Origin of the sequence: Halomonas maura (assembly GCF_030409305.1) — a bacterium.
Taxonomy (GTDB): Bacteria; Pseudomonadota; Gammaproteobacteria; order Pseudomonadales; family Halomonadaceae; genus Halomonas; species Halomonas maura.
Genome location: NZ_JAUFPQ010000010.1, coordinates 114,371 through 138,461, shown reverse-complemented (window position 1 = coordinate 138,461; position 24,091 = coordinate 114,371). Strand labels below are relative to the sequence as shown.

At 68.7% G+C, this 24,091-nt stretch carries 19 protein-coding genes; 6 read left to right on the top strand and 13 right to left on the bottom strand.

All coding sequences use genetic code 11. The features are described from left to right. Positions 1-1,540: 1,540 nt before the first annotated feature. Positions 1,541-1,732: an MBL fold metallo-hydrolase gene (locus QWY76_RS20080; RefSeq protein WP_353960391.1), complete on the bottom strand. Its 192-nt coding sequence runs from the start codon at positions 1,730-1,732 to the stop codon at positions 1,541-1,543. Positions 1,733-2,053: 321 nt separating this feature from the next. Here QWY76_RS20080 and QWY76_RS04980 point away from each other — a divergent pair, with 321 nt between their 5' ends. Beyond that, positions 2,054-3,514: an NAD-dependent succinate-semialdehyde dehydrogenase gene (locus QWY76_RS04980; RefSeq protein ID WP_290310006.1), complete on the top strand. Its 1,461-nt coding sequence runs from the start codon at positions 2,054-2,056 to the stop codon at positions 3,512-3,514. Between the two features lie 392 nt (positions 3,515-3,906). On the opposite strand, the gene purH is transcribed toward QWY76_RS04980, so the two are convergent. The 7 genes from purH to dsbD all read right to left on the bottom strand — a co-directional run bounded on the left by purH (position 3,907) and on the right by dsbD (position 11,944). After that, positions 3,907-5,484: a bifunctional phosphoribosylaminoimidazolecarboxamide formyltransferase/IMP cyclohydrolase gene (purH, locus tag QWY76_RS04975; protein WP_290310005.1), complete on the bottom strand. Its 1,578-nt coding sequence runs from the start codon at positions 5,482-5,484 to the stop codon at positions 3,907-3,909. Positions 5,485-5,569: 85 nt separating this feature from the next. After that, positions 5,570-5,905, bottom strand: a complete 336-nt coding sequence (gene fis, locus QWY76_RS04970; RefSeq protein WP_290310004.1) for a DNA-binding transcriptional regulator Fis — start codon at positions 5,903-5,905, stop codon at positions 5,570-5,572. Continuing rightward, complete coding sequence (gene dusB, locus QWY76_RS04965; RefSeq protein ID WP_290310003.1) at positions 5,902-6,960, bottom strand: tRNA dihydrouridine synthase DusB; 1,059 nt, start codon at positions 6,958-6,960, stop codon at positions 5,902-5,904. The genes fis and dusB overlap by 4 nt, the downstream gene beginning before the upstream one ends. Positions 6,961-7,041: 81 nt before the next feature. Continuing rightward, a complete protein-coding gene (gene prmA / locus QWY76_RS04960; protein ID WP_290310002.1) occupies positions 7,042-7,971 on the bottom strand; it encodes a 50S ribosomal protein L11 methyltransferase in 930 nt (309 codons plus the stop codon). Between the two features lie 81 nt (positions 7,972-8,052). Then, a complete protein-coding gene (accC, locus tag QWY76_RS04955; RefSeq protein WP_290310001.1) occupies positions 8,053-9,393 on the bottom strand; it encodes an acetyl-CoA carboxylase biotin carboxylase subunit in 1,341 nt (446 codons plus the stop codon). A 28-nt stretch (positions 9,394-9,421) separates the two neighbouring features. Next, complete coding sequence (accB, locus tag QWY76_RS04950; RefSeq protein WP_290310000.1) at positions 9,422-9,886, bottom strand: acetyl-CoA carboxylase biotin carboxyl carrier protein; 465 nt, start codon at positions 9,884-9,886, stop codon at positions 9,422-9,424. Between the two features lie 204 nt (positions 9,887-10,090). Continuing rightward, positions 10,091-11,944 carry a protein-disulfide reductase DsbD gene (gene dsbD / locus QWY76_RS04945; protein WP_290309999.1) on the bottom strand — a complete coding sequence of 618 codons (1,854 nt, stop codon included), beginning with the start codon at positions 11,942-11,944 and terminating at the stop codon, positions 10,091-10,093. A 190-nt stretch (positions 11,945-12,134) separates the two neighbouring features. On the opposite strand from dsbD, the gene QWY76_RS04940 reads away from it, so the two are divergent. Next, entirely contained in the window at positions 12,135-13,499 is a 1,365-nt protein-coding gene (locus QWY76_RS04940; protein WP_290309998.1) for a DUF2333 family protein, read from the top strand. A gap of 67 nt (positions 13,500-13,566) precedes the next feature. On the opposite strand, the gene ppa is transcribed toward QWY76_RS04940, so the two are convergent. Further along, the gene (ppa, locus tag QWY76_RS04935; protein WP_290309997.1) at positions 13,567-14,097 is read right to left on the bottom strand and encodes an inorganic diphosphatase; all 531 of its coding nucleotides are present in this window, start codon (positions 14,095-14,097) and stop codon (positions 13,567-13,569) included. 221 nt (positions 14,098-14,318) lie between these two features. Here ppa and QWY76_RS04930 point away from each other — a divergent pair, with 221 nt between their 5' ends. Continuing rightward, positions 14,319-16,034, top strand: coding sequence for a bifunctional protein-serine/threonine kinase/phosphatase (locus tag QWY76_RS04930; RefSeq protein ID WP_290309996.1), 1,716 nt, complete (start codon positions 14,319-14,321; stop codon positions 16,032-16,034). 103 nt (positions 16,035-16,137) lie between these two features. Here QWY76_RS04930 and QWY76_RS04925 read toward each other — a convergent pair whose 3' ends face one another. Beyond that, positions 16,138-17,397, bottom strand: a complete 1,260-nt coding sequence (locus QWY76_RS04925) for a 6-phosphofructokinase (protein WP_290309995.1) — start codon at positions 17,395-17,397, stop codon at positions 16,138-16,140. Between the two features lie 517 nt (positions 17,398-17,914). On the opposite strand from QWY76_RS04925, the gene mpl reads away from it, so the two are divergent. From mpl to QWY76_RS04910, 3 genes are all read left to right on the top strand, one after another. Then, on the top strand, positions 17,915-19,294 hold the full coding sequence (mpl, locus tag QWY76_RS04920) for a UDP-N-acetylmuramate:L-alanyl-gamma-D-glutamyl-meso-diaminopimelate ligase (protein WP_290309994.1): 1,380 nt from the start codon (positions 17,915-17,917) through the stop codon (positions 19,292-19,294). Continuing rightward, complete coding sequence (locus QWY76_RS04915) at positions 19,287-19,901, top strand: flavin prenyltransferase UbiX (protein ID WP_290309993.1); 615 nt, start codon at positions 19,287-19,289, stop codon at positions 19,899-19,901. Before mpl ends, QWY76_RS04915 begins: the two co-directional genes overlap by 8 nt. Before the next feature lie 92 nt (positions 19,902-19,993). Continuing rightward, on the top strand, positions 19,994-20,617 hold the full coding sequence (locus tag QWY76_RS04910) for a LysE family translocator (protein ID WP_290309992.1): 624 nt from the start codon (positions 19,994-19,996) through the stop codon (positions 20,615-20,617). 153 nt (positions 20,618-20,770) lie between these two features. On the opposite strand, the gene QWY76_RS04905 is transcribed toward QWY76_RS04910, so the two are convergent. Genes QWY76_RS04905 through QWY76_RS04895 form a run of 3 tightly spaced genes read right to left on the bottom strand, consistent with a single transcriptional unit; the run spans position 20,771 to position 24,008 of the window. Further along, on the bottom strand, positions 20,771-22,174 hold the full coding sequence (locus QWY76_RS04905) for a bifunctional DedA family/phosphatase PAP2 family protein (protein ID WP_290309991.1): 1,404 nt from the start codon (positions 22,172-22,174) through the stop codon (positions 20,771-20,773). Positions 22,175-22,210: 36 nt separating this feature from the next. Next, positions 22,211-23,146: a GGDEF domain-containing protein gene (locus QWY76_RS04900; protein WP_290309990.1), complete on the bottom strand. Its 936-nt coding sequence runs from the start codon at positions 23,144-23,146 to the stop codon at positions 22,211-22,213. Next, complete coding sequence (locus QWY76_RS04895) at positions 23,139-24,008, bottom strand: hypothetical protein (protein ID WP_290309989.1); 870 nt, start codon at positions 24,006-24,008, stop codon at positions 23,139-23,141. The genes QWY76_RS04900 and QWY76_RS04895 overlap by 8 nt, the downstream gene beginning before the upstream one ends. Between the last annotated feature and the right edge of the window lie 83 nt (positions 24,009-24,091).

The following is a 24,091-nucleotide window of genomic DNA, read 5'->3' as shown; positions in this document are numbered from 1 at the left end:
GGCCTTGGCCGCAGGGTCAGAGTGCAGCCCCTGATCTTTCAGCTAAGGTGTTGTATCCACGTCCCATGTCGAGCTCAACATCGAAGAACTCGCCACGGTTCATCATGGTATGAGCATCCGGCCGATCGCTCGCTCGATGGAACGGTTCCCCTCAACCCTCGGTCGCCAGCTACAGCCCAACCCGAAGCACCGTGGCGGTACCTTGGTCATCATGCCAAGATCTTCGGCAAGCCCGGCGGACCAGGTGTCGTCGAGACAACAGTCGGTGCCAGCTAGCAAGTGCTTTGAGCTGGTGCGGTACATGCTGCGCCAGCGCCTGTCACCCGAGCAGATCGCCGGCAAGCTCAAGCGAATACGCTACCTGGTCGCAGAGGCGCCTACGTCTTTCGCAAGACGAACTACGACGCCGACTATGCCTTGCCCGTCGGCGAGCTGGAAAAGTCTCATTCATCGCCTAAGCTTTGTCTGAAAAGTCGACGAGCGATGGCCAGACAAGGCAAAAATCGGAGAAAAGACGGAGTTTACGCGGTGTAAATGAGTACTTTGAGCCGATTTTTAACGCCGGATGGGCGAGCGCAGGCAGTTGTCAGACAAAACGTAAGGCTGGGTAGATCGACTCGCAAGCCTCGAAAGGGGCGGGTCGACAGGTGCCACCAGATCCCTGATATGGTCAGCGTCCAGCTTCGTCGCCCTGAGGTTGAGAAGCATGAGGTGTCCGGCCATTGGAAGGTGGCCTGATCAAGGGCAACGACAATGCCTCCGCCATCGGTACCCGGGTCGTCCTCATACGCGGCTAGCCGATCCTGGCGAGAATGAATGACGCCACGGCCACCCCTGCAGGGGAGGGCTTCAGCGCCGCGCGCAATCGCAAGTGTCTGGTCGCACGCAAGCGCATGACCCACGACCCGGAAAGAGGCATGGCCAAGCATGCGGAGGTGAGCCAGGAAACCGGGGTGGCTCTACGTGTGTGACCCGCACCGTCCGTGGCGGCGGGGGGCCAACGAGAATGTCAAAGGATTGACCCATCGGTCCCTGGCCAAAGGGACGAATCTGGCCGATCACCGCCAGGAGACGATGGGTGCCACTGTCTTCGAGCTCAACAAGCGTTCACGCAAGCGTTTCGATATCAACTGCCAGATAGAGGTGATGAGTGAACGGATGGTGAAGTATCAGGAGGCCCATCATCAATGCAATGACGGTGTTGCATTCAGCACCTGCATCCGTCCTTTCCAGGGTGTGCGTTCCTCAGGCTGTGAAGCGTGGCGTGACCAGTTTTGTGTTCTGATAAGGTGACGTCATGGAGATCAATCTCGGATGCTTACTGTTTGATGTTGGCAAGATGCCTGTCGTGCCTGACGAAAAGGGAGCTTTACCACTGGTATCGAGAGCGAAAGTCAGTTTGTCTGGTGTGTGCTCGACAGGGAAGATTGTATGGGTGTTCTCGAAGATGGAGAATTGCTCCGTGTCGAGTTCGATCACATCAACAAGGCGGAGAGCTCTGCTTCCCCTTCGTCGACTCTTGAAAGAGAGCACTCGAGGGTCAGGTGCCACGGGTCATGGATATCGCGTCCTGGACTGTTGGTTCTGGCGATGTGTTGTCCTCGAAGCGGCATTCGCAAGCGAATCTTTCTAGTCCGAAAACATGGTCTCCATGCATATGTGTGATGAATATTGCTTCCATATCGGTGATCGATGCTCCTTGTGTGGAGCCCAGGCTTGATGGTGTGGCCACGGTCGATCAGCAAACTCCATGATCATATTTTATGACGATGGATGAGTCGTAGTGCGTGAGAAATTCAGGATGTCCACAACCAGGGAGCATGAAGGGAGCATGATCCCGTATTGCATATTACGATCCATTAATAGACTGTTTCGTCACTTTGCATCAGGGATTGCGAATTATCCATTGTCAAGCCTCGATGTTGCTTGGTGCCATGGCCGATCGAGGGCTGAGATCTTCGGTAGCTCCTTGGCGTCTGCTATGATTGCTTGGCTTAGTCAGTGGATATATTCTTTGGTGTGAAGCTGTTACATGCCTCTTTAGGAGTCGACCATGGAAGCCCTGAAGGAAACCCAGCTCTACTGTCCCTTCGCCTATATCGACGGTAGCTGGGTCGCCGCCGATAGCGGTGAGCAGATCGACGTGATCAATCCGGCCACCGGCGAGACGATGGGCAATGTGCCGCGGCTGGGCCGCGCCGAGACCGAGCGGGCCATCGATGCCGCCGATGCCGCCCTGCCGGCCTGGCGTAGCCTCACCGCCCAGGAACGCGCCGATATCCTCATGAAGTGGCACGACCTGATGCTCGAGCATCAGGATGACCTGGCCATGATCATGACCCACGAGCAGGGCAAGCCACTCAAGGAGGCGGCCGGAGAGATCGCCTACGCGGCGAGCTTCCTGCGCTGGTTCGCCGAGGAGGCACGCCGGGTCTATGGCGAGACGGTGCCCGCGGCCAAGCCCCAGCAACGTATCCTGGTGACCAAGCAACCCATCGGCGTGGTCGGTGCCATCACCCCCTGGAACTTCCCCGCCGCGATGATCACCCGCAAGGCCGGCGCCGCCCTGGCCGCCGGCTGCACCTTCGTGGTCAAGCCGGCCAGCCAGACCCCGTTCTCGGCCACGGCCCTGGCCCTGCTGGCCGAGCGAGCCGGCGTGCCCCGTGGCGTGTTCAACGTGGTGCCCGGCCGCGCCGCGGAGATCGCCGCGGCCCTCACCGAGTCCCCGCTGGTGCGCAAGATCACCTTCACCGGCTCCACCGAGGTGGGGCGCGAACTGATGGCCCAGGCCTCCCGTCACGTGCAGAAGATCTCCCTGGAACTGGGCGGCAATGCCCCCTTCATCGTCTTCGAGGATGCCGACCTGGACGCGGCCGTGGATGGTGCCATGGCCGCCAAGTTCCGCAATGCCGGCCAGACCTGCGTCTGTACCAACCGCTTCCTGGTGCAATCCAGCGTGGTCAACGCCTTCTGCGAGAAGCTGGCGGTGGCCATGAACAGCGAGCTCAAGGTCGGCGACGGCACCGAGAGCGGCATCAACATCGGCCCGCTGATCGATGACAAGGCCGTGGCCAAGGTCACCGAGCATGTCCAGGACGCCGTGGACCACGGGGCCGAGCTGCTGCTGGGGGGGCATGCCCACCCGCTGGGCGGCAACTTCTTCACGCCGACCCTGATCAGCGATGCCAGCGGCGCCATGAAGGTGGCCAGAGAAGAGACCTTCGGTCCCCTGGCCGCGGTCTTCCCCTTCGAGGATGAGGAGGACGCCGTGGCGATGGCCAACGACACCGAGTTCGGCCTGGCCTCCTACTTCTACTCCCGTGACCTGGGGCGCGTCTGGCGGGTGGCCGAGGCCCTGGAATATGGCATGGTGGGCATCAACACCGGGCTGATCTCCAATGCCGCTGCCCCCTTCGGCGGGGTCAAGGCCTCGGGGCTGGGGCGCGAGGGCGGCCACCAGGGCCTCGACGAGTTCCTCGAGACCAAGTACCTGTGCATCGATCTCGGCGACTAAGAGCACTTTTCACAATGTCCAATGAGATGAGCGCCGGGGACAAGTCGGAGCGAGGGTCTTTTGCCATGGATGGCAAAAGTAGCGCCCATGGAAGGGTTTACAGCGCCCTCGCATAGGCTTGTCGCCGGAAAAGCTCATCGCTCGCCGGGTTGTGGAAGAAGCGCTAAAGCGGGAAGCCTGAAGAGCGCCGCTTCGCGGTTGGAAGCGGGAAGAAAACCACCCCCGCCGGGTTACCGGCGGGGGTGGTTCTTTATACGGTATCTGAGAAAACGGCTGGACGATGGTCAGGCTAGGCGAAAATCGGCGCGAAAGCGGAGTTTGCGTCAGCAAATGAGCATCTTGATGCCGCTTTTCAACGACGCATGGCCGAGTTCCAGCGTTTTCCCCTCCGCTTAGTGGCGGAAGTGGCGCATGCCGGTGAACACCATGGCGATGCCGGCCTCGTTGGCGGCGTCGATGACCTCCTGGTCGCGCATGGAGCCGCCCGGCTGGATCACCGCGGTGATGCCGGCCGCCGCCGCCGCGTCGATGCCGTCGCGGAAGGGGAAGAAGGCGTCGGATGCCATCACCGACCCCGGCACCGAGAGGCCCTCGTCGGCGGCCTTGATGCCGGCGATGCGGGCCGAGTAGACACGGCTCATCTGGCCGGCGCCCACGCCGATGGTCTGGCCGTTCTTGGCGTAGACGATGGCGTTGGACTTGACGTACTTGCCGACCTTCCAGGCGAAGGCCAGGTCGCGCATCTCCTGCTCCGAGGGCACGCGCTCGGTGACCACGGTCAGCTCGTCGCGGCCGACCATGCCGAGATCCCGGTCCTGGACCAGCAGGCCACCGGTGACGCGCTTGAAGTCGTGGGCATGCTCGCGCTCGCCGGGCCAGTGCGCACCGATGTCGAGCAGGCGCACGTTCTGCTTCTCGGCGACGATCACCCGGGCCGCGTCCTCGACCCCGGGGGCGATGATCACCTCGACGAACTGGCGGTCGATGATGGCCCGGGCGGTCTCGGCGTCCAGCGCCCGGTTGAAGGCGATGATGCCGCCGAAGGCGCTGGTCGGGTCGGTGGCGAAGGCCTTGTCGTAGGCCTCCATGGGGCTGCCGCCGACGGCCACGCCGCAGGGGTTGGCGTGCTTGACGATCACGCAGGCGGTGTCGGTGAAGGTCTTCACGCATTCCAGGGCGGCGTCGGTGTCGGCGACGTTGTTGAACGACAGCGGCTTGCCCTGCAGGGTCTCGGCGGTGGCCACGCTGGGCTCCCGGCAGTCGGCCTCGACATAGAAGGCCGCGGACTGGTGGGGGTTCTCGCCATAGCGCATGGCCTGCTTCTTGTTGAGCTGCAGGTTGTAGGTGCGCGGGAAGCCGTCCTCGCCGCCCGGCACGCGGCTCCCCAGGTAGTCGGCGATGGCCGCGTCATAGCCGGCGGTGTGCTCGAAGGCCTTGACGGCCAGGTCGAAGCGGGTGGACTGCTGCATGCCGCCCTGGCCGACTTCCCCGAGGACCCGCTCGTAGTCGCCGGCGTCCACCACGATGGTGGTGTAGGCATGGTTCTTGGCGCAGGCACGCACCATGGTCGGCCCGCCGATATCGATGTTCTCGATGGCCTCCTCGAGGGTGCAGTCGGAGCGCGCCACGGTGGCCGAGAAGGGGTAGAGATTGACCACCACCAAGTCGATGGGCGCGATGTCGTGCTCGGCCATGACCGCGTCGTCCTGGCCCCGGCGGCCGAGGATCCCGCCATGGATCTTCGGATGCAGGGTCTTGACCCGGCCGTCCATGATCTCGGGGAAGCCGGTGTGCTCGGAGACCTCGGTGACCGGAATGCCTTGCTCCTGGAGCAGGCGATAGGTGCCGCCGGTGGAGAGCAGCGCGACGCCCAGCTCGCTGAGGCCGCGGGCGAAATCGACGATGCCGGTCTTGTCGGACACGCTGATCAGGGCGCGGTGGACCGGGGTGGGGGAGGGGGCTTGGGACATGGGCGTCACTCTATTGCGGGCGTTGGGATCGAAAAAGCGAGGAGCGAGAACGCGCAAGGGCGCCCGAGGGGCACCCTTGCGGACTTCAGATCAGGGCGTAGTGCTTGAGCTTCTTGCGCAGGGTGCCGCGATTCAGGCCGAGCATCTCGGCGGCACGGGTCTGGTTCCCCTGGGCGTGCTCGAGCACCGAGGCCAGCAGCGGCGCCTCCACCTCGGCCATCACCATGGCATGGAGGTCGGTGACGTCGCTGCCGTCGAGGTGCGCGAAATAGCGGCGCATGGCGGCCTCGACGGCCTCGCGCAGGGGCATGTCATCCCGCGGCAGGCTGCCGCCTTCGGTGACCTCGGCAAGATCACGGGAGGCCCGGGCATCAAGCTCGGACAGCGCGGGATTCTGGTCAAAGGCTTGGCTGCTGGTCATGCGGCACAGGTTCCATCCGGCGTCATGGCCTCGGCGACACGGCGGGGTGCCGTGTCCGGCTCATGACGAAACAGTTCGTCGATGAAGTGGCACTGGGCATCGGCGCTGTCCAGGCCATTGAAGGTGGCACGCAGGGCGCGTCGGCCGGTGTCGTCGAAGCGGGCATCCCCGGCCAGGTACCAGCCGAGGTGCTTGCGGGCGATGCGCACGCCCATGTGCTCACCGTAGAAGTCATGCAGGGCCACCAGGTGGCCGTGCAACACCCAGGCGCGCTCGTTGTCGTCGGGGGGCGGTAGCGGGCGGCCATGGCGAAGGTAGTGGTCGATCTCGCGGAAGATCCAGGGGTTGCCCTGGGCCCCGCGCCCGACCATCACCGCATCTGCCCCAGTATAGTCGAGGACCCGGCGCGCCTTCTCGGCAGAATCGATATCGCCGTTGGCGAACACCGGGATGTCCACGGCCGCCTTGATCGCGGCGATGGTGTCGTACTCCGCCTCGCCCCCGTAGCGCTGCTGGCGATGGCGGCCATGCACGGCCAGGGCCTGGATGCCCGCGTCCTCGGCCAGCCGTGCGACACGCACGCCGTTGTTGCTTTCGGCACACCAGCCGGTGCGGATCTTCAGCGTCACCGGCACGGCCACCGCGGCGACCACCGCCGCGAGGATCTCGGCGACCAGCGCCTCGTCGCGCAGCAGCGCAGAGCCGGCGGCCTTGTTGCAGACCTTCTTGGCGGGGCAGCCCATGTTGATGTCGATGATCTCGGCGCCCATCTCGGCGTTGAGCCGCGCCGCCTCGGCCAGCATCTCGGCGTCGCCGCCGGCGATCTGCACGGCACGGGGCCCGGGCTCGCCGCGGTGGTCCATGCGCAGGCGCGACTTGCGGGTGTGCCACAGGCTCGGGTCCGAGGTCACCATCTCGCCGACCACCAGCCCCGCCCCCAGGCGCCGGCACAGCGCGCGGAAGGGCCGGTCGGTGACGCCGGCCATGGGCGCGAGCACGACCCGGTTGGGCAGGGCGTGGCGGCCGATGCGGGGCAGGGGACGGGAGTCGGGCATGGTCACGGTCGGTGGCTCGAAGGGTGTCATATCATACGCCCCCGGGCATCCGGGGTGAAGGCGCCGTTGGTCGCGGCGGGTTCAGGCGCCATGCGGGCCGCCGGAGCGTTCCCCGGTCAGCCGTACCCAGCCCTCGCGCACCACGGGCTCGTCCATGGCCAGGCCCTGGGCCGCATAGGCGGCCTGCACCTCCTCGGCCTGTGCCTGGAGGATCCCGGACAGCGCCAGGCGACCGCCCGGCGCGACGCGCCCGGCGATCTCCCCGGCCAGCTCGACCAGCGGGCCGGCGAGGATATTGGCGATCACCACCGGAAAGCTCGCCGAGGCGTCGAGCTGCTCGGCATAGCAGAGCCCGAAGGCCGTGTCGGGGATCGCGTTGCGCTGGGCGTTGTCGCGGCTGGCGGAGAGCGCCTGGGGGTCGATGTCGGTGCCCGTGGCGCGGCGGGCGCCCAGCTTGAGGGCGGCGATGGCCAGGATGCCGGAGCCGCAGCCCACGTCCAGCACCTCGCGGCTCGCCAGCTCGCCGGCCACGGCCAGGCCATCCAGCCATTCCAGGCACAGCGCCGTGGTGGGGTGGGTGCCGGTGCCGAAGGCCAGCCCCGGGTCCAGGTGCAGGTTGACCGCCCCCGGATCCGGCGCCGCGTGCCAGCTGGGCACGATCCACAGGCGCTCGCCCATCCGCAATGGCTGGAAGTCTTCCATCCAGGCCCGTTCCCAGTCCCGGTCGTCGAGCAGCTCGTGCTCGATCTCGGGGCAGGGTTCCCCGGGCATGGCCTCGGCCCAGGCGGCCGCCAGGCGCTCGAGCATCGCCGACAGGCCCGCGAGGTCGTCATAGAGGCCGGTCAGCACCGTCTCGTCCCATAGCGGGGTGGTGCCCCGCTCGGGCTCGAAGACCGGTGCGTCATGGGCATCCTGCAGGGTGATGGCGGTGGCGCCTTCGGCCAGCAGCAGGTCCTCGAGCAGTTCGGCCTGCTCCGGGGCGATGCGCGCCTTGAGTTGCAGCCAGGGCATGGTGGGACTCCCGGGGATCGGAGTGGGGAAACGACGACGGGGCGGCGTCGGCCGCCCCGTGGGCAAGGAGCGACGCCGCGGCTAGAGGCCGAGCTTCTTCTCCAGGTAGTGGATGTTCACGCCACCCTGCTGGAAGTAGCCGTCACGGACCAGGTCCTTGTGCAGGTCGGTGTTGGTCTTGATGCCTTCGACCAGCAGCTCGTCGAGGGCGTTGCGCATGCGGGTCAACGCGGTCTCGCGGTCGACGCCCCAGGTGATCAGCTTGCCGATCAGCGAGTCGTAGTGCGGCGGGACGGTGTACCCGGTGTAGACGTGGGAGTCCATGCGTACGCCGAGCCCGCCCGGCGGGTGGTAGAGCGTCACCTTGCCGGGGGACGGCATGAAGGTCCTGGCGTCCTCGGCGTTGATCCGGCACTCGAAGGCGTGGCCGGTCAGTTCGACGTCCTCCTGGCGGATCGACAGCGGCAGGCCGGAGGCGATGCGCAGCTGCTCGCGGACGATGTCGACGCCGGTGACCATCTCGGTCACGGGGTGCTCGACCTGCACCCGGGTGTTCATCTCGATGAAGAAGAACTGGCCGTCCTCGTAGAGGAACTCGAAGGTGCCGGCGCCGCGGTAGCCGATGGTGATGCAGGCCTCGCGACAGGCCTCGAGGACCCTGGCGCGGGCCTCGGGGTCGAGTCCCGGCGCCGGGGCCTCCTCCAGCACCTTCTGGTGACGGCGCTGCAGGGAACAGTCGCGGTCATAGAGGTGGATGGCATTGCCCTGGCCGTCGGCGAGCACCTGGACTTCCACGTGGCGCGGCTTCTCGAGGAACTTCTCCATGTAGACGGTGCCGTCGCCGAAGGCCGAATGGGCCTCGGTGCGGGTCACGGTCACCGCGGAAATCAGGTGGGCCTCGGTGTGCACCACGCGCATGCCCCGGCCACCGCCGCCGGCGGCGGCCTTGATGATCACCGGGTAGCCGATGCGCCGCGCGGTCGCCACGATCTCGCCCTCGTCGTCGCCCAGCGGGCCGTCGGAGCCGGGCACCGTGGGCACGCCGGCCTTCTTCATCGACTCGATGGCGCTGACCTTGTCGCCCATCAGGCGAATGGTCTCGGCGCGGGGGCCGATGAAGGTGAAGCCGGAGCGCTCCACCTGCTCGGCGAAGTCGGCGTTCTCCGAGAGGAAGCCATAGCCGGGATGGATGGCGCTGGAGTCCGTGACCTCGGCGGCGCTGATCAGCGCCGGGATGTTCAGGTAGGACTGCGCGGAGGAGGCCGGACCGATGCACACGGCCTCGTCGGCCAGGCGTACGTGCATCAGCTCGCGGTCGGCCTTGGAGTGGACCGCGACCGTACGAATGCCCAGCTCCTTGCAGGCGCGCAGGATGCGCAGGGCGATCTCGCCGCGATTGGCGATGAGAACCTTGTCCAGCATGAGGGGGTCCGCCAGGTTGGTGGAAAGATCAGGAGATGACGACCATCGGCTGCTCGAACTCGACCGGCTCGCCGTCCTCGACGAGGATGGCCTCGATCACGCCGTCACGGTCGGCCTCGATCTGGTTCATCATCTTCATGGCCTCGACGATGCATATGGTCTCGCCCTTCTTGACGCTCTGGCCGACATCGACGAAGGCCTTGGCGCCGGGCGCGGGGGAGCGGTAGAAGGTGCCGACCATGGGCGACAGCACGGCCTGGCCCTGGTAGGTGGGGCCTTCCTCGGCCACCGGATCGGCCGAGGCGGCCGGCTGGGGCGCGGCGGGGGCCGGCTGGGCCGGTGCCGGCCAGGCGGGGGCCTGGGGCTGGGGATAGGCGCTGCCGTTGGGGTGACGGCTGATGCGCACCGATTCTTCGCCTTCCTGGATCTCGATCTCGCTGATGTTCGACTCTTCCAGCAGCTCGATCAGTTTCTTGACCTTGCGGATGTCCATGACGATGTCTCGCTCGGGTGGATTCGGGGCTCGCCCGGCGCTGTCAACCGGGTCCAACTCGCAATAGATCGCGGCAAGATGTCGACTCTTGGCGTCTCTATTGGCCTTGAATAGCGCTGTGGGCGGAGTTTGCCGAAAATCGACGGCGATGTCCAGCGGGGTTCGAACGGCGTTCGCCGGCGGCCGCCACGGCCGGGCGAGCGGTCAGCTGCGCCGGCCTGTCAGCCAGTCGCCGACGCTCTCGAGGTGGCCGGTCAGCTCGGCCGCGTCGACTTCGCCCTGGATTCGGGCCTCGCGCACTTCGCGGTCGCCGTCGAAGAATAGCAGGCTCGGCGGACCGAACAGCTCGAGATGGTCGAGCAGGGCGCGGCTCTCGGCATCGCTGTCGGTGACGTCCACGTCGATGCGGCGGAAGCCCGACAGCGCGGCAACCACCGGCGGCGCCGGGAAGACCTCGCGCTCCATGATCTTGCAGGAGATGCACCAGTCGGCCGTGACATTGACCAGCGCGGGGCGCGTGCCGTCGGCCAGCGCCGTCTCGAGCGCGTCCAGGCTCTCGACCACGGTGACCGGGCTTGCCGGCGCGCCGGTCTCCGCGCTGGCCGCCGTGGGGCCGTCAGCCGGCCGGGGCGCCAGCGGGCGCCAGGGGTCATGGGCGCCCCGGGAGGCGCCGATCACCAGGGTCACCCCCCAGACCAGCAGCAGGATGCCGGCGGCCTGGCGGACCCGCGGCCAGCCCTGGGCCTGCTGCAGGCTCAGGGCACCCAGCGCCAGCGCCGTGCCCACGGCCAGGGCCGCCCACAGCAGCAGGGTGACCGGTGGTGGCAGCAGGCGCTCGACCAGCCACACGCCGATGCCCAGCAGGAGGATGCCGAAGGCGGCCTTGACGCCGGTCATCCAGGCCCCGGTCCGCGGCAGCAGGGTGGTGCCGAAGGTGCCGACCAGCAGCAGCGGGACCCCCATGCCCAGCGCCAGGGCGAGCAGGGCGGCGCCGCCCATCAGGGCATCGCCGGTGGAGGAGATGAACACCAGGGCCCCGGCCAGCGGTGCCGAGACGCAGGGGGAGACCACCAGCACCGACAGGGCGCCGGCCAGGGCCAGGCCGGCCGGGCCGCTCTTCTGGGCCCGGGTCTGGAGGGCATCGATGCGTCCGGCCAGGCGCGGCGAGAGGCGCAGGTCGATGGCGCCGAACATGGCCAGGGCGAACAGGGCGAACAGCCCGGCGAGGGTGATCAGCACCGGCGCCGATTGCAGGCGGGCCTGGAGGTTCAGGCCGGCGCCGAACAGCCCCATCAACACGCCGACGCTGGCGTAGGTGAGTGCCATGCCGGTCACGTAGCTGGCCGAGAGGGCGAAGGCGCGGGATCGACTGGGGTGCTGGCCGACGATGATCGAGGAGAGGATCGGTACCATGGGCAGCACGCAGGGCGTGAAGGTCAGCCCCAGGCCGGCGAGGAAGAACAATCCCAGCACCAACGGCAGGCTGGCCTCGCGAATCAGGGCGCGGAAATGGCCGTCCTCGCTGCGGGGCACGCCGGGCCCGGCGACCGATGGCGCGTCGCCCTGCGTGGTGGCGGTGTCTGGCGCGACCTCGCCGGCGAAGGCCGCCGGCGGCTGCGCCTGTGAGGCCTGCAGGGTCACCTTCTCCGGCGGGTAGCAGAGACCGGCGTCGGCGCAGCCCTGGAAGGTCAGGGCCACCTCCAGGGGGCCCGAGGTGGACGTGGTCAGGGGGACCTCGAACACCACCCGGTCGTAGAAGACGTTGACGTCGCCGAGGAATTCGTCGGTCTTGGCCTGGCCGGGCGGCAGCAGCGGGTCACCCAGGCGCACCCCCTCCTCGAGGGATGCCACCTCGAAGCGGTGGCGGTAGAGGTAGTACCCTTCGGCATTCTCGATGCCGATCCACAGGGTTTCGCCGTCATGCCAGGCCTGGGGCTGGAAGGCCTCCATCACCGGCAGGAAGTCGGTGTCGTCGCGGTCGGCAAACCACTGGGCCTGGGCGGCCAGGGGGATCAGCAGCAGGAGCAGGGCGGCGGCGAGACGACGGGCGTTGAGCACGGGGGGTCCTTCATCGAACGGCAATGGCGCGGTTATGACTCGTGGGGTGTCCTGGGGTTCCGCCACGGGCACCGCTATGATCAGATGCTAGGATATCGCAGCGACGCGGGGTTGTGGATGACCGCCGTCGCGCGAGGTCGCGCCGAATCGTCGCGGCCTCGACTCATCAGCAGCTAGGGAAACAAGGATCATGGCGTTGACGCGAAAGGCGGCCGACAGGCGCCGCAGCAAGGTCGAGGCGCTGGAGCGCCCGCAGTATGGCTGGATCTGGAAGCCGCTTCTGGCGGTACTGGTGATCTATCTGCTGGTGGCGCTGGGACTGGGAATCTGGTGGAGCCGCACCCCGCCCCGCTTCGCCCTGGAGTCAGCCGTGGCCGAGCAGCGCGAGGCGACCACGGCGGCCCGGGGGGCGGTGACCATGGCCGGCCTCAGGGCGGTGGTCGAGACGCTGCTCGACAAGCCCGGCGGCTATCTGCGCAATGACCTCGCCCCGCCGGGGCTGTGGCTCGACAACATGCCGGCCTGGGAACTCGGGGTGGTCAACCAGAGCCGCCGCCTGGCAGGCGCCTTGCCGGCCATGGCGCGAGGCGAGGCGGGGGATCTCGAGCGGGTCGGGGAGCAGCTGCAGGGCGACAGTCGCGACTGGTTCTATCCCTCCACCGAGCATCGTCTCGAGGAGGCGTCGAGCGGCCTCGCCGCCTACCTCGAACGCCTGGAGGGCGGCGAGGCCAGCTTCGCCGATGGCGGCCGGGGCCTGGCGCCCTGGCTGGTCGACGTGGCCGATGGCCTCGATGACCTGGGGGGGCGGCTGTCGGCCAGCGTTGCCCGTCCCGCGGCCCTGGCCGACCTGGATATCGAGGCCGAGGGACTGCCCCGCGAAACGCCCTGGTACCGGGTCGACAACGTCTTCTTCGAGGCCCGGGGGCAGGCCTGGGCGCTGCTTCACCTGCTCGAGGCGGTGCGTCATGATCAGGCCGACGTGCTGGTCGCCGCCGGCCTGGCGGGGCGCTGGGAGATGCTGGTCGCCGAGCTCGAACGCAGCCAGCGTCGGCTGTGGAGCCCGGTGGTCCTCAACGGTTCCGGGTTCGGCATCTTCGCCAATCATTCCCTGGTGATGGCCAATCACGTGGTGCGCGCCCGGGATCTGGCGCGGGAGCTGGCCAGGACGCTTGAGCAGGCGGTGCCGGTGACCGTGCCCGGGGCGGCCGACGAGGCCGCGGAAGACGCCGGCTCGCCGACCCAGCCGCCCGCCGAGAGCGACGAGCCGGTCGCGGCGGGCGAGGCGGCATCGGCCGATCAGGCCGCGGAAGACGCCGGCTCGCCGACCCAGCCGCCCGCCGAGAGTGACGAGCCGGTCGCGGAGGGCGAGGCGGCATCGGCCGATCAGGCCGCGGAAGACGCCGGATCGCCGACCCAGCCGCCCGCCGAGAGTGACGAGCCGGTCGCGGAGGGCGAGGCGGCATCGGCCGATCAGGTCATGGAAGACGCCGGATCGCCGACCCAGCCGCCCGCCGAGAGTGACGAGCCGGTCGCGGAGGGCGAGGCGGCGCACTGATGGCCATGAACGGCAACGGGCCGCCCGAGGGCGGCCCGTCTCGTGAGCGCGACGCTGGCGGCGGCGATCAGGCCTTCTGGTAGGCGGCCACGGACTTCTCGATGGCCTTGCGGGCGGCCTCGACGCCTTCCCAGGACTCCACCTTGACCCACTTGCCCTTCTCGAGATCCTTGTAGTTCTCGAAGAAGTGGGCGATCTGCTGACGCAGCAGTTCCGGCAGGTCGGTGACTTCCTGGATGTCATCGTACAGGCTGGACAGCTTGGGGTGCGGCACGCACACCAGCTTGGCATCCTCGCCGGCCTCGTCGGTCATGTTGAGGATGCCGACCGGACGCGCCCGGATCACGCTGGCCGGCGCGACCGGGTAGGGGGTGACGACCAGGGCGTCGAGGGGGTCGCCGTCGTCGGCCAGGGTGTGCGGGATGAAGCCGTAGTTGGCCGGGTAGAACATCGGCGTGGCCATGAAGCGGTCGACCAGCAGCGCTCCCATGTCCTTGTCGATCTCGTACTTGACCGGAGCGTGGTTGGCCGGGATCTCGATCGCCACATAGATGTCGTCGGGCAGATCCTTGCCGGCGGGGATGTTGTCGAAGTTCATGATCGCGTCCTTCTTGGCGGATGGCCGGGTCGAGTGGAGAAAAATCTGGCGAATTATACGAAGCCAGGTCGGCGATTACCAATCCGACATAGGTGCCGGAGCGTTCGCTGTTCACCGTGGCCCTGCGGGGCGAGCCAGTGGCGCCGATGGCGGTGTATCATGAGGGACCGATGGAAGGGTCGGCCCGGCCGGCGAGAGGCGCGACCGCAAGGAGACTGTTCTTGGCACCCGTACAATTGTCACTGAGTTACGGCCAGGCCTTCGTGGCGCCGGAGCGCCGCCGGCATCGCAGCTCCATGTCCGTGCGCCTCCCCGAGGCGCCGCTGCTGACGGCGAAGGGTGCCTGTGCCCTGATCAGTGACTCCACCTCGCGCAACCCCCTGGCCAAGCAGGCCGGTGACATCAGCGTGCGGGGGTTTCTGGCCGACTACTTTTCCACGCCCGATCACTGGGAGGTGAAGACCTCGGCCACCCGGGTACTGCGCGCGCTCAACGCCTGGTGTTTCGGCCAGAGCTGCCAGCTCAGCGACGGCGGCTTGGTCAGTTCGCTCTCGGCCATGGTCTATCGCGGACGCGAGGCGCACCTGTTTCATGTCGGCGACACCCTGGTGTTCCGGCTGCGTGGCGCCGAGTTCGAGCAGCTGTCACGGGATCACGTGACCGACCTCGGCGGCTATCGCTACCCGTCCCGCGCGCTGGGCATGGATGCCAGCGTCGACATCGACTATGCCCGGCTGCCCCTCAAGCAGGGCGACATCTTCCTGTTCACCACCCAGGGCGTGCAGGGCACGCTGATGCCTTCCGACTATGTGCGACTGATCCGCGAGGATGCCAGCGACCTGGACGCCGCCTGCGAGCGGCTGGCGCAGACCGCCCGGGAGCGTGCCCGGGAGCGCGGCTACGGCAGCGATCAGTTCTGCTTCCAGCTGGTGCGCATCGATGCCCTGCCCGAGGAGCAGCAGGATCACCCCGGCAAGGTCTACGGGGACCTGCCGATCCCCCCGGAACTGGCCGTGGGCGAACGGCTCGACGGCCTCGAGGTGCGCGAGGTGCTGTCGCGCACCGCCCAGTCGCGGGTCTATCGCGTCCGCGACGTGCGCACCGACCGTGACCTGGTGATGAAGGCCCCGAGCCCGGAGCTCTCCAACCGCAACGCCTACCTCGAGCACTTCCTGCTCCAGCAGTGGGTGGTGGAACGGGTCCATTCGCCCTTCGTGGTGCGGGTGATGGAGCCCTCGCGGCCGCGGCGTTTCCTCTATTACCTGATGGCCTACGTCGAGGGCGAGACGCTCACCGAATGGGCGCGTCGCCACCCCCAGGCGGGGCTCGACCAGCGGCTCGATATCGCCGTCCAGCTGGGCAAGGCCATCCAGGCGCTGCATCATCGCGACCTGCTCCACCAGCGGGTCCATCCCGACAACGTGCTGATCGACCCCCACGGCCAGGTGGTGCTGGCCGACTTCAGCGCCTGTCACCTGCGTGATGTGGATGGCCACCGCCGCTCCCGGGGGCTGCTGCGCCAGGTGGGCATCACCGAGCACAGCGCCCCGGAATATGCCCTGGACGACGAGGTGGGACGCCGCAGCGACCAGTTCTCGCTGGCCTCCACCGTCTACTGGCTGCTCACCGGGGCGCTGCCCTATGAGTTGCCGCTCAAGGAACTGCTGCGCCATACCGACCTGGAGCGGATGACCTACCGCAGCGCCCGGCCTCTCAACCCGGAGATCTCCCCGGCGCTGGACGATGCCCTGCGCCGGGCCCTGTCGCCGCAGCGGGCCCTGCGCTTTCGCCGCCTGTCGGAGTTCCTGCACGCCCTGCGCATGAACGGCGAGCCGCGCCACAGGACCTCCGGTGCGCTGGGCGAGCCGACCCGGTTCTGGCAGGGCGTGGCGGGGATCCTGCTGTTGCTGCTGGTGCTCTCCTGGCTGCTTCGTTAGCCAGGCGCGAGAGCGAGGGGGCTAGGGGCTCGGAGTCAGACGCTACGAGCCACGCGCCACGCGCTGGCAATGGGTCCGCAGCGCCTAGCCCGCATCCCGCCGCCTAGATATTGAACTCTGGCAGCTTGCGCTCGACCCGGTGCTTGGCGAGCTTGGCCACCTTCGGCAGGCCGTTCTCGAACGGGGGGAAGTCCTCGCCCTGGATCAACGGCGACAGGTAGCGACGGCAGGCCTCGGTGATGCCGAAGCCGTCCGCGCGGATGAAGTCGCGGGGCATGAACTTCTCGCGGTTGGCGACCTCGGCCAGCGGGGCGGCCTCGACGGTCCAGCCGTAGGGTTCATCGCCGGTGCGCTTGATCGCCGGCATCTGGGCGTTGTGCCCGGCGAGTGCCAGCTCCACGGCCTTCTCGCCCACCGCATAGGCCTGGTCGACGTCGGTCTTGGAGGCCAGGTGGCGGGCGGCACGTTGCAGGTAGTCGGCCACCGCCCAGTGGTACTTGTAGCCGAGGTCCTGCTTGACCATGCCGGCCAGCGTCGGCGCCACGCCGCCCAGCTGGCGGTGGCCGAAGGCGTCGGTATTGCCGGAGTCGGCGAGGAAGGTGCCGTCCTCGTAGCGGGCGCCCTCGGAGACCACGATCACGCAGTAGCCGTACTGCTTGACGGATTCCTCGACGCGGGCCATGACCGCGGCCCGGTCGAAGGCCACCTCGGGGAAGATCACCAGGTGCGGCGGCTCGCCCTCGCCCTCGCCGGCCAGGGCGCCGGCGGCGGCGATCCAGCCGGCATGGCGGCCCATCACCTCGAGGACGAAGACCTTGGTCGAGGTGGCGCACATCGAGGCGATGTCCAGGGAGGCCTCCAGGGTGGAGGTGGCGATGTACTTGGCCACGCTGCCGAAGCCGGGGGAGTTGTCGGTGATCGGCAGGTCGTTGTCCACGGTCTTGGGGACGTGAATGGCGGTCAGCGGATAGCCGAGCTTCTCGGACAGCTGCGAGACCTTCAGGCAGGTGTCGGCGCTGTCGCCACCGCCGTTGTAGAAGAAGTAGCGGATGTCGTGAGCCTTGAAGACCTCGATCAGGCGCTCGTACTGGGCGCGGTGGGTCTCGATGTCCTTGAGCTTGTAGCGGCAGGAGCCGAAGGCGCCGGCGGGGGTGTGGCGGAGCGCCGCGACGGCCTCGTCGCTCTCGCGGCTGACGTCGATCAGGTCCTCGGTCAGGGCGCCGATGATGCCGTTGTGGCCGGCGTAGACCTTGCCGATCTGATCGGGGTGGCGGCGGCAGGCTTCGATGACGCCACAGGCGCTGGCGTTGATCACGGCGGTGACGCCGCCGGACTGGGCGTAGAAGGCGTTGTGCTGAGCCATGGGGCTATCCTGTTGCTGGTCGCATCAAGGGAAGCGCGCGGTGGCCGTCTCGCCAGGCGTGTCGGGCGCTTCCGGTTCGGGTCCGGACAAGGCCGCCGATTCTAGCCTATCGGCCCTGCGGCTGCATCCCGTCGACGATACGCGACGCCCGGCGTGGGGCTATCGCAGTCAGCGTTGTCACACGGGGCGGACCCGCCGACAAGCCTCGGGTGGCGGACCCTCGAGGAGGCGTCGTGAATACCGCCCTGTACGCTACCGACGCCCTGCGGCGCTCACGCGTCCCGCTCCGCCTGCAGGTCGGTGCGGGCCATTCATGGCCAGCCCGTTCGGGGCCGTGCTGCTTACCCCTGGCGTCGGATCTGCTCTTCGGCCTGTCCCCGGTGCTCCTCGTCGGGCCCGAAACAGTGGCCCTGACGTCCGGGGTGCGGCGCTGGAGGGCGCGCGGGGGCCATGCTAGTCTGCCGATTTCCACCGGCCGGCCGGGCCGCCGGTACGATCGTTCGGCAGCGGAGACTCCATGCATCTTCATATCCTCGGCATCTGCGGCACCTTCATGGGCAGCCTGGCCCTGCTGGCCCGGGAACAGGGGCATCAGGTCAGCGGCGCCGACGCCAACGTCTACCCCCCCATGAGCACCCAGCTCGAGGAGGCCGGGATCGCGTTGATGGAGGGCTATTCGGCCGACCACCTCGTGCCGCGGCCGGACCTGGTGATCATCGGCAATGCGCTGTCGCGGGGCAATCCCGAGGTCGAGGCCGTGCTCGACGCCGGCCTGCCCTACGTCTCCGGGCCGCAGTGGCTGGCCGAGCAGGTGCTGCCGGGGCGGCGGGTCATCGCCGTGGCCGGCACCCACGGCAAGACCACCACGGCCAGCCTCGCCGCCTGGCTGCTCGAGTCGGCGGGGCAGTCACCGGGCTTTCTGATCGGCGGCGTGCCACGCAATTTCGGCGTCTCGGCGCGGCTCGGGGCCTTCGATGCGCCCTTCGTGGTGGAGGCCGACGAGTACGACACCGCCTTCTTCGACAAGCGCTCCAAGTTCGTCCATTACCGACCCGAGATCGCCATCCTGGGCAATCTCGAATTCGACCATGCCGACATCTTCCCGGACCTCGCGGCCATCGAGCGACAGTTCCATCACCTGGTGCGCACCGTGCCGGGCAAGGGGCGCCTGCTGGTGGCCGACCGCGAAGCGGCCCTGGAGCGGGTGCTCGCCGAGGGCTGCTGGACCCCGGTGTCGCGCTTCGGCGGAGCGGCCGACAGCCCCTGGCGCTTCGTCCTGGAGCGCGAGGATGCCAGCCGCTTCCGGGTCATCCACAGTGCGGGAGAGGTCGAGGAGGACGCCGTGGTCGACTGGGGGCTGACCGGCGAGTACAACGCGCGCAATGCCCTGGCGGCGCTGGCCGCCGCCCACGCCTGCGGTGTCGACCTGGCCCGGGGCTGCGCCGCCCTGGCGCGCTTCGAGACGCCTCGGCGACGCCAGGAGGTCCGCGGGGAGGTGGCCGGCATCCAGGTCATCGACGACTTCGCCCACCACCCTACGGCCATCGCCGCCACCCTGGCGGGGCTGCGGGCGGCCACCGCCAGGGGGCGACTGCTGGCGGTGATCGAGCCGCGCTCCAACACCATGCGCCTGGGCACCCTGCGCGACCGGCTCGCCGACAGCGTGGCCCGTGCCGATGCGGCCTACTGGTACCAGCCGCCGGGGCTGGACTGGTCGTTGGCGCCGCTGATCGAGGCCGGCCCGGTGCCGGGGCGGGAATACGACGACCTGGAGGCCCTGGTCGCCGCCTTGGTCGCCGAGGCCAGGCCCCATGACCGCATCGTGGTGATGTCCAATGGCGGCTTCGGCGGCATCCACGAGCGACTGCTCGCCGCCCTGGAGGACGCCCATGGCTGATGGCTTTCGAGCGCCGGTCACCGTGGCCATCACCGGGGCCTCGGGGGCCCAGTACGGGCTGCGACTGATCGACGCCCTGGTGGCGGCGGACCACGAGGTCTGGGTGATGATCTCCAAGGCCGCGCACCTGGTCATCGCCACCGAGACGCAGGCCGAGCTGCCGGCCCGCCCCGAGCGTCTCGCCGCGTCCCTCGGCGAGCGCAGCGGGGCGCGGCCCGGGCAGATCCGCTGCTTCGGCCGCGAGGACTGGATGGCGCCGGTGGCCTCGGGCTCCGGCACCAGCTCGGCGATGGTGATCTGTCCCTGTTCTACCGGCACCCTCTCGGCGGTAGCCTGCGGGGCCAGCAACAACCTGATCGAGCGGGCCGCCGACGTGGTCCTCAAGGAACGCCGCCGGCTGATCCTGGTCCCCCGGGAGACGCCGCTCTCGGCGATCCACCTGCAGCACATGCTCGAGCTGAGTCGTCTCGGTGCCGTGGTGCTGCCGGCGGCGCCGGGGTTCTACCATCGGCCCCAGACGGTCGATGACCTCGTCGACTTCATCGTCGCGCGCATCCTCAACCAGCTGGGCATCGAGCACCGCCTGATGCCGCGCTGGGGTGAGTAGCGGGGTGAGCAGAAGGTCGGCTGTCCTGAATCCTCCACGGCTAACGGCTGACCGTCACAGCGGGGGGCGGTGACGACAAGGACGTCAAGTTGATGATCACGCTTTCGGTGCTCTCGGTCTTCGTGCCGACCTTCCTGCTCGTCTCGCTGACCCCGGGGATGTGCATGACCCTGGCCATGGTGCTGGGCATGACCCAGGGCGTGCGACGCACCCTGTGGATGATGGCCGGCGAGCTGGTCGGGGTGGGCCTGGTGGCGGTCGCCGCCGGGGCCGGCGTGGCCGCGCTGATGCTGCGCCTGCCCGAACTCTTCGCGGTCTTCAGGTGGGTCGGCGGCGCCTACCTGGGCTATCTGGGGGTCATGATGTGGCGCTCGCGGGGGCGCATGGCGATTCCCGAGACGCTGGATGCCCGGGCCCGGGCGGGCCGTCGCGAACTGGCCGTACAGGGCTTCGTCACGGCGGTGGCCAACCCCAAGGGCTGGGCCTTCTTCATGGCCCTGCTGCCGCCCTTCCTGGATGCCTCGCGGCCCCTGGCGGGTCAGCTCGCCGGGCTGGTCGCCATTATCCTGACCATCGAGTTCGCCAGCCTGCTCGCCTATGCCTCCGGGGGCCGGACCCTGCGCCACCTGCTCGGCGAGAGCGACAAGGTGCGCCTGCTCAATCGGCTCGCCGGCACCCTGATGGTGGGGGTGGGGCTCTGGCTGGCCCTGGGCTGAGCCCGGCGGAGCCGAGGCCAAGCCGGAAGCGCCCGGACTGCGTCCGCTAGCTTGAAGCGGGAAGTGCGGTGCTCCGTGCCGGGAAGCGCGAAGACCCACCTCGAGCCAGGCTCTGGAGGCTACCAGCTGCCTTCCAGTCGGGCGAAGCCCGGTCTAGGCCGGCCCCAGCCAGGCCACCCGGGCCACGCTCAGCCCCAGCGAGGCCGCCACCAGCAGTGGCCAGGGGCAGGGGGCCAGGGGCGCGCGAGGATGGCGCTGCCAGGCCAGCTGCACCAGGGCGCAGATCACCAGGCCGAGCAGGGCGCCGCCGATCAGGTCGCTCAGCCAGTGAACGCCGATCACCAGTCGTGACAGCGCCATGGGCACCACCACGGCGATCGCGCCCCAGTAGACCCAGAAGCGGTGCCCCAGCGCCAGCTCCCGGGCCGTGAAGGCGGCCGCCAGGCCGAACACCACCACGGCGGTGGAGGTGTGGGCGCTGGGATAGGCCAGCGAGTCGACCAGGTAGTCCGGCACGCTGGGCCGGGTGCGGCCGATCGCCGCCTTGCCCAGGATGTTGAGCAGCGCGATGCCGGACAGGCCGGCGGCGATATGGCCGAAGGCCGCCCGATGCCCTCGCCACAGCAGCCACAGGCCCCAGGGCAGGGCCAGGGCGATCACGCCATAGAGGTCGCCGATCTCGGCCATCCGCTCGGCCAGCCATGCCAGGCCGGGGACCGCCAGTGCCGCCATGGCGGCGTTGAGCCGCGTATCCATCGGCAGCGGGCCGTCATGGTGCAGCACCACCAGGGTCCAGGCCGACAGCGCCGTCAGCGAGGCCACCAGCAGCAGCCAGGTGCCCAGCGGCGGTTCCCGGTCATGGGGGCGCGCCAGCAGGCGCCAGGCCAGCCGGCTGCGGGGATGGCGACGGGACAGGCGTGCCAGCCCCCGGTAGACCAGGCCATGGCGATGGGTCTGGTGGCGCAGCCAGGAGAAGATCAGCGCCAGCGCCACCACCATCACGCCGAGCCCCACCAGCCATGGCCGCAGCGCCTCGGGAAAGCCCGGCAGGCGCTGCCAGGCGCGCCCCAGCAGGTAGCCCGGCAGCACATAGGCCGGTGCCCAGAGCGCCGCCGAGCCGAGGTTCGCCCAGGTGAAGGTGCGCGGCGGCATGTGCATCATTCCGGCGATCAGCGGCACCACCGGGCGCACCGGCCCGACGAAGCGCCCCAGCAGCACCGACAGCGGGCCGTGGCGCTGGAAGAAGCGGGCGCCCTGGGCGAGCCATTCCGGATATCGCGACAGGGGCCACAGGCCGGTGACGCGCTCCCGTTGGGTGTAGCCGATCCAGAAGCTCAGGCCGTCGCCGGCCACGGCGCCGAGAAAGGCCGCGGCCAGCACCGTGCCGACGGCCACCTCCTGGTGGCCGGCCATCGAGGCGGCGGCGGTGATCAATACCACGCCCGGCACCAGCAGGCCCACCAGGGCGAGGGATTCGATCAGCGCGATGGTGGCGATGAGGGCGATCAGCAGCGGCGGCGATGGCGTCAGCTGGTAGAGGGCATCGGCAAGGTTCACGTGACTCTCCGTTGTCGTGATCCACTGCGGCGGGAATCAGCCATCGGCCAGGCTGTGGGTCAAGGCTTGCAAGCGCTGCTCGAAGTGCGGCCAGGACTCCTCGGGGCGGGGAAAGGCGAGCCGGATGCGCAGTTGCAGGGGGCCGGTCTCCACCAGCACCATCTGGCTCAGCGCCTGGCTGAGGCGATGGCGAACCAGCAGCGCGCCGCTCTCGGTGGTGTCCGGCAGCAGCAGCCAGAAGACGGCGTCGCCCTCACGACCCAGCACGTCATGCTCCCGACAGCGGCTGATGATCCCCCGGCAGAGTCCCTCGAGCAGGGCCGCGCGGGCCTTGGCGCCGAATTGCTCGCCGGCCATGTCGACCTGGGGCAGGTAGATCAGCAGCACCGCCAGGGGGCGTTCGAGGAATTCGGCCCGCTCGAACTCGCCGGCCAGGCACTCGTGCAGGCTGTCATGGGTGACGGCCCGGCACTCGCGCTCCCAGGGATCGGTGGCGCGCAGCAGCGCCTGTTGGCGGAGTCGCTCCCAGGGCACCAGGGCGGCCACCGCCACCAGGGCCAGGTAGACGAGCAGCAGATCCTGCTCCAGTTCCCCGTTGCCCAGCAGGGCCAGCCAGACCGGCGTCAGCGCCAGGTTGAGCAGCATGGCCGGCCCCAGAGGCAGCAGCAGCAGGGCCAGGACCGGCGGCAGGCCCACCCACAAGGCCGGCAGTCCGGCCTGGCGGGGCAGTTCCATGGCGGTCAGCAGGAAGCCGCAGATCAGCACCAGATACGCCGACGCCCGGGAGGGGCTATGTGCCCCGACCGCCAGCAGGGTCGCCACCAGCATTACCGGCGACAGCAGGGCCGGCATCAGGATGCGGCCATAGTCGCCCATCAGGTAGAACCACAGCGCCTGTCCCAGCAGCAGCAGGGTGGCGACGGCCAGGACGACGGGGAAGAGTCGCGAGGCGTGGGGGCGACGCTCATCCATGCTGGGCGACCTCCTTGACCTCGAGGGGGGTGTCCTGGCACGCCAGGGCGCGCCGTTCCCGGATCAGCGAGCCCAGCCGGGGGAGGGCGACGACCCGGGCCGTGACCGGTTCCTCGATGGCGTCGAGCAACTGCTGGCGACGGGCCTCGGCTTGCTCGGTGTCGCGGTTGATCAACAGCACTCCCAGGGTGCGCCGGTCGAGCCGGTAGCAATGCTCGAAGCGCCGAGTCAGGCGACACAGGCGCTCGGCCAGCGGCCACAGGCGCCAGCGTGACGTCCTCAGCAGCAGCAGTTCGGCATGCACCCGTTCCTGGGTGGTGCGACGGCGCTCCCGCTGGAGGTCATGATGGAGCTGGTGGCCGGGCCAGATCGGCAGCCCCGGCACCAGGCGGGCGCGTTCGCGCATGCGGCGGCGCAGGGCCTGCAGCTCCAGCGAGCGCGACAGCCCCAGCAGCATGGTGCCGGCCAGCAACAGTCCCGTCAGGGCCCATTGTTCGGTGCCCAGCAGGTCGGGCAGCAGCGCCCAGCTCAGGATCGCCAGCAGGGCGTTGAACAGCAGCATCCAGCGGGGTTGGGGGAGCATCAACAGGATCGCCCAGGCCCACAGCCAGGTGAGGTGACGTTCAGGGGCCACCCACAGCAGGGCCGCCAGCAACAGGCCCGGCAGCAACTGCCAGGGCACGGTCGCCGGGTGTCGATGACTGAACTCGAGCTGGGTTGCGGTGACGCCGAGCCAGATCGTGGTCAGCCACAGCAGCAGCGCATCCTCGAGGGCGCCGGCACTGGCCGCCAGCATGGCCGTGAGGCCGGCCGCCGCCGCCAGGTTGATCCGCAACAGGCGGATTTTGTACTTGCTCTGCATGGTGACTTAGTATGGTCCCTTTCCCCGATTCGACTCGACCTTCGGTCGTGGCCGCCGATGCTGCGGCCCCCATTCCAGGAGAC

Bases quoted from the DNA above. Each gene is read 5' to 3' on its own strand.
- QWY76_RS04980 (WP_290310006.1), top strand. From the start codon at position 2,054: ATGGAAGCCCTGAAGGAAACCCAGCTCTACTGTCCCTTCGCCTATATC.
- purH (WP_290310005.1), bottom strand. From the start codon at position 5,484: ATGTCCCAAGCCCCCTCCCCCACCCCGGTCCACCGCGCCCTGATCAGC.
- fis (WP_290310004.1), bottom strand. From the start codon at position 5,905: ATGACCAGCAGCCAAGCCTTTGACCAGAATCCCGCGCTGTCCGAGCTT.
- dusB (WP_290310003.1), bottom strand. From the start codon at position 6,960: ATGCCCGACTCCCGTCCCCTGCCCCGCATCGGCCGCCACGCCCTGCCC.
- prmA (WP_290310002.1), bottom strand. From the start codon at position 7,971: ATGCCCTGGCTGCAACTCAAGGCGCGCATCGCCCCGGAGCAGGCCGAA.
- accC (WP_290310001.1), bottom strand. From the start codon at position 9,393: ATGCTGGACAAGGTTCTCATCGCCAATCGCGGCGAGATCGCCCTGCGC.
- accB (WP_290310000.1), bottom strand. From the start codon at position 9,886: ATGGACATCCGCAAGGTCAAGAAACTGATCGAGCTGCTGGAAGAGTCG.
- QWY76_RS04940 (WP_290309998.1), top strand. From the start codon at position 12,135: ATGGCGTTGACGCGAAAGGCGGCCGACAGGCGCCGCAGCAAGGTCGAG.
- ppa (WP_290309997.1), bottom strand. From the start codon at position 14,097: ATGAACTTCGACAACATCCCCGCCGGCAAGGATCTGCCCGACGACATC.
- QWY76_RS04925 (WP_290309995.1), bottom strand. From the start codon at position 17,397: ATGGCTCAGCACAACGCCTTCTACGCCCAGTCCGGCGGCGTCACCGCC.
- mpl (WP_290309994.1), top strand. From the start codon at position 17,915: ATGCATCTTCATATCCTCGGCATCTGCGGCACCTTCATGGGCAGCCTG.
- QWY76_RS04915 (WP_290309993.1), top strand. From the start codon at position 19,287: ATGGCTGATGGCTTTCGAGCGCCGGTCACCGTGGCCATCACCGGGGCC.
- QWY76_RS04910 (WP_290309992.1), top strand. From the start codon at position 19,994: ATGATCACGCTTTCGGTGCTCTCGGTCTTCGTGCCGACCTTCCTGCTC.
- QWY76_RS04900 (WP_290309990.1), bottom strand. From the start codon at position 23,146: ATGGATGAGCGTCGCCCCCACGCCTCGCGACTCTTCCCCGTCGTCCTG.
- QWY76_RS04895 (WP_290309989.1), bottom strand. From the start codon at position 24,008: ATGCAGAGCAAGTACAAAATCCGCCTGTTGCGGATCAACCTGGCGGCG.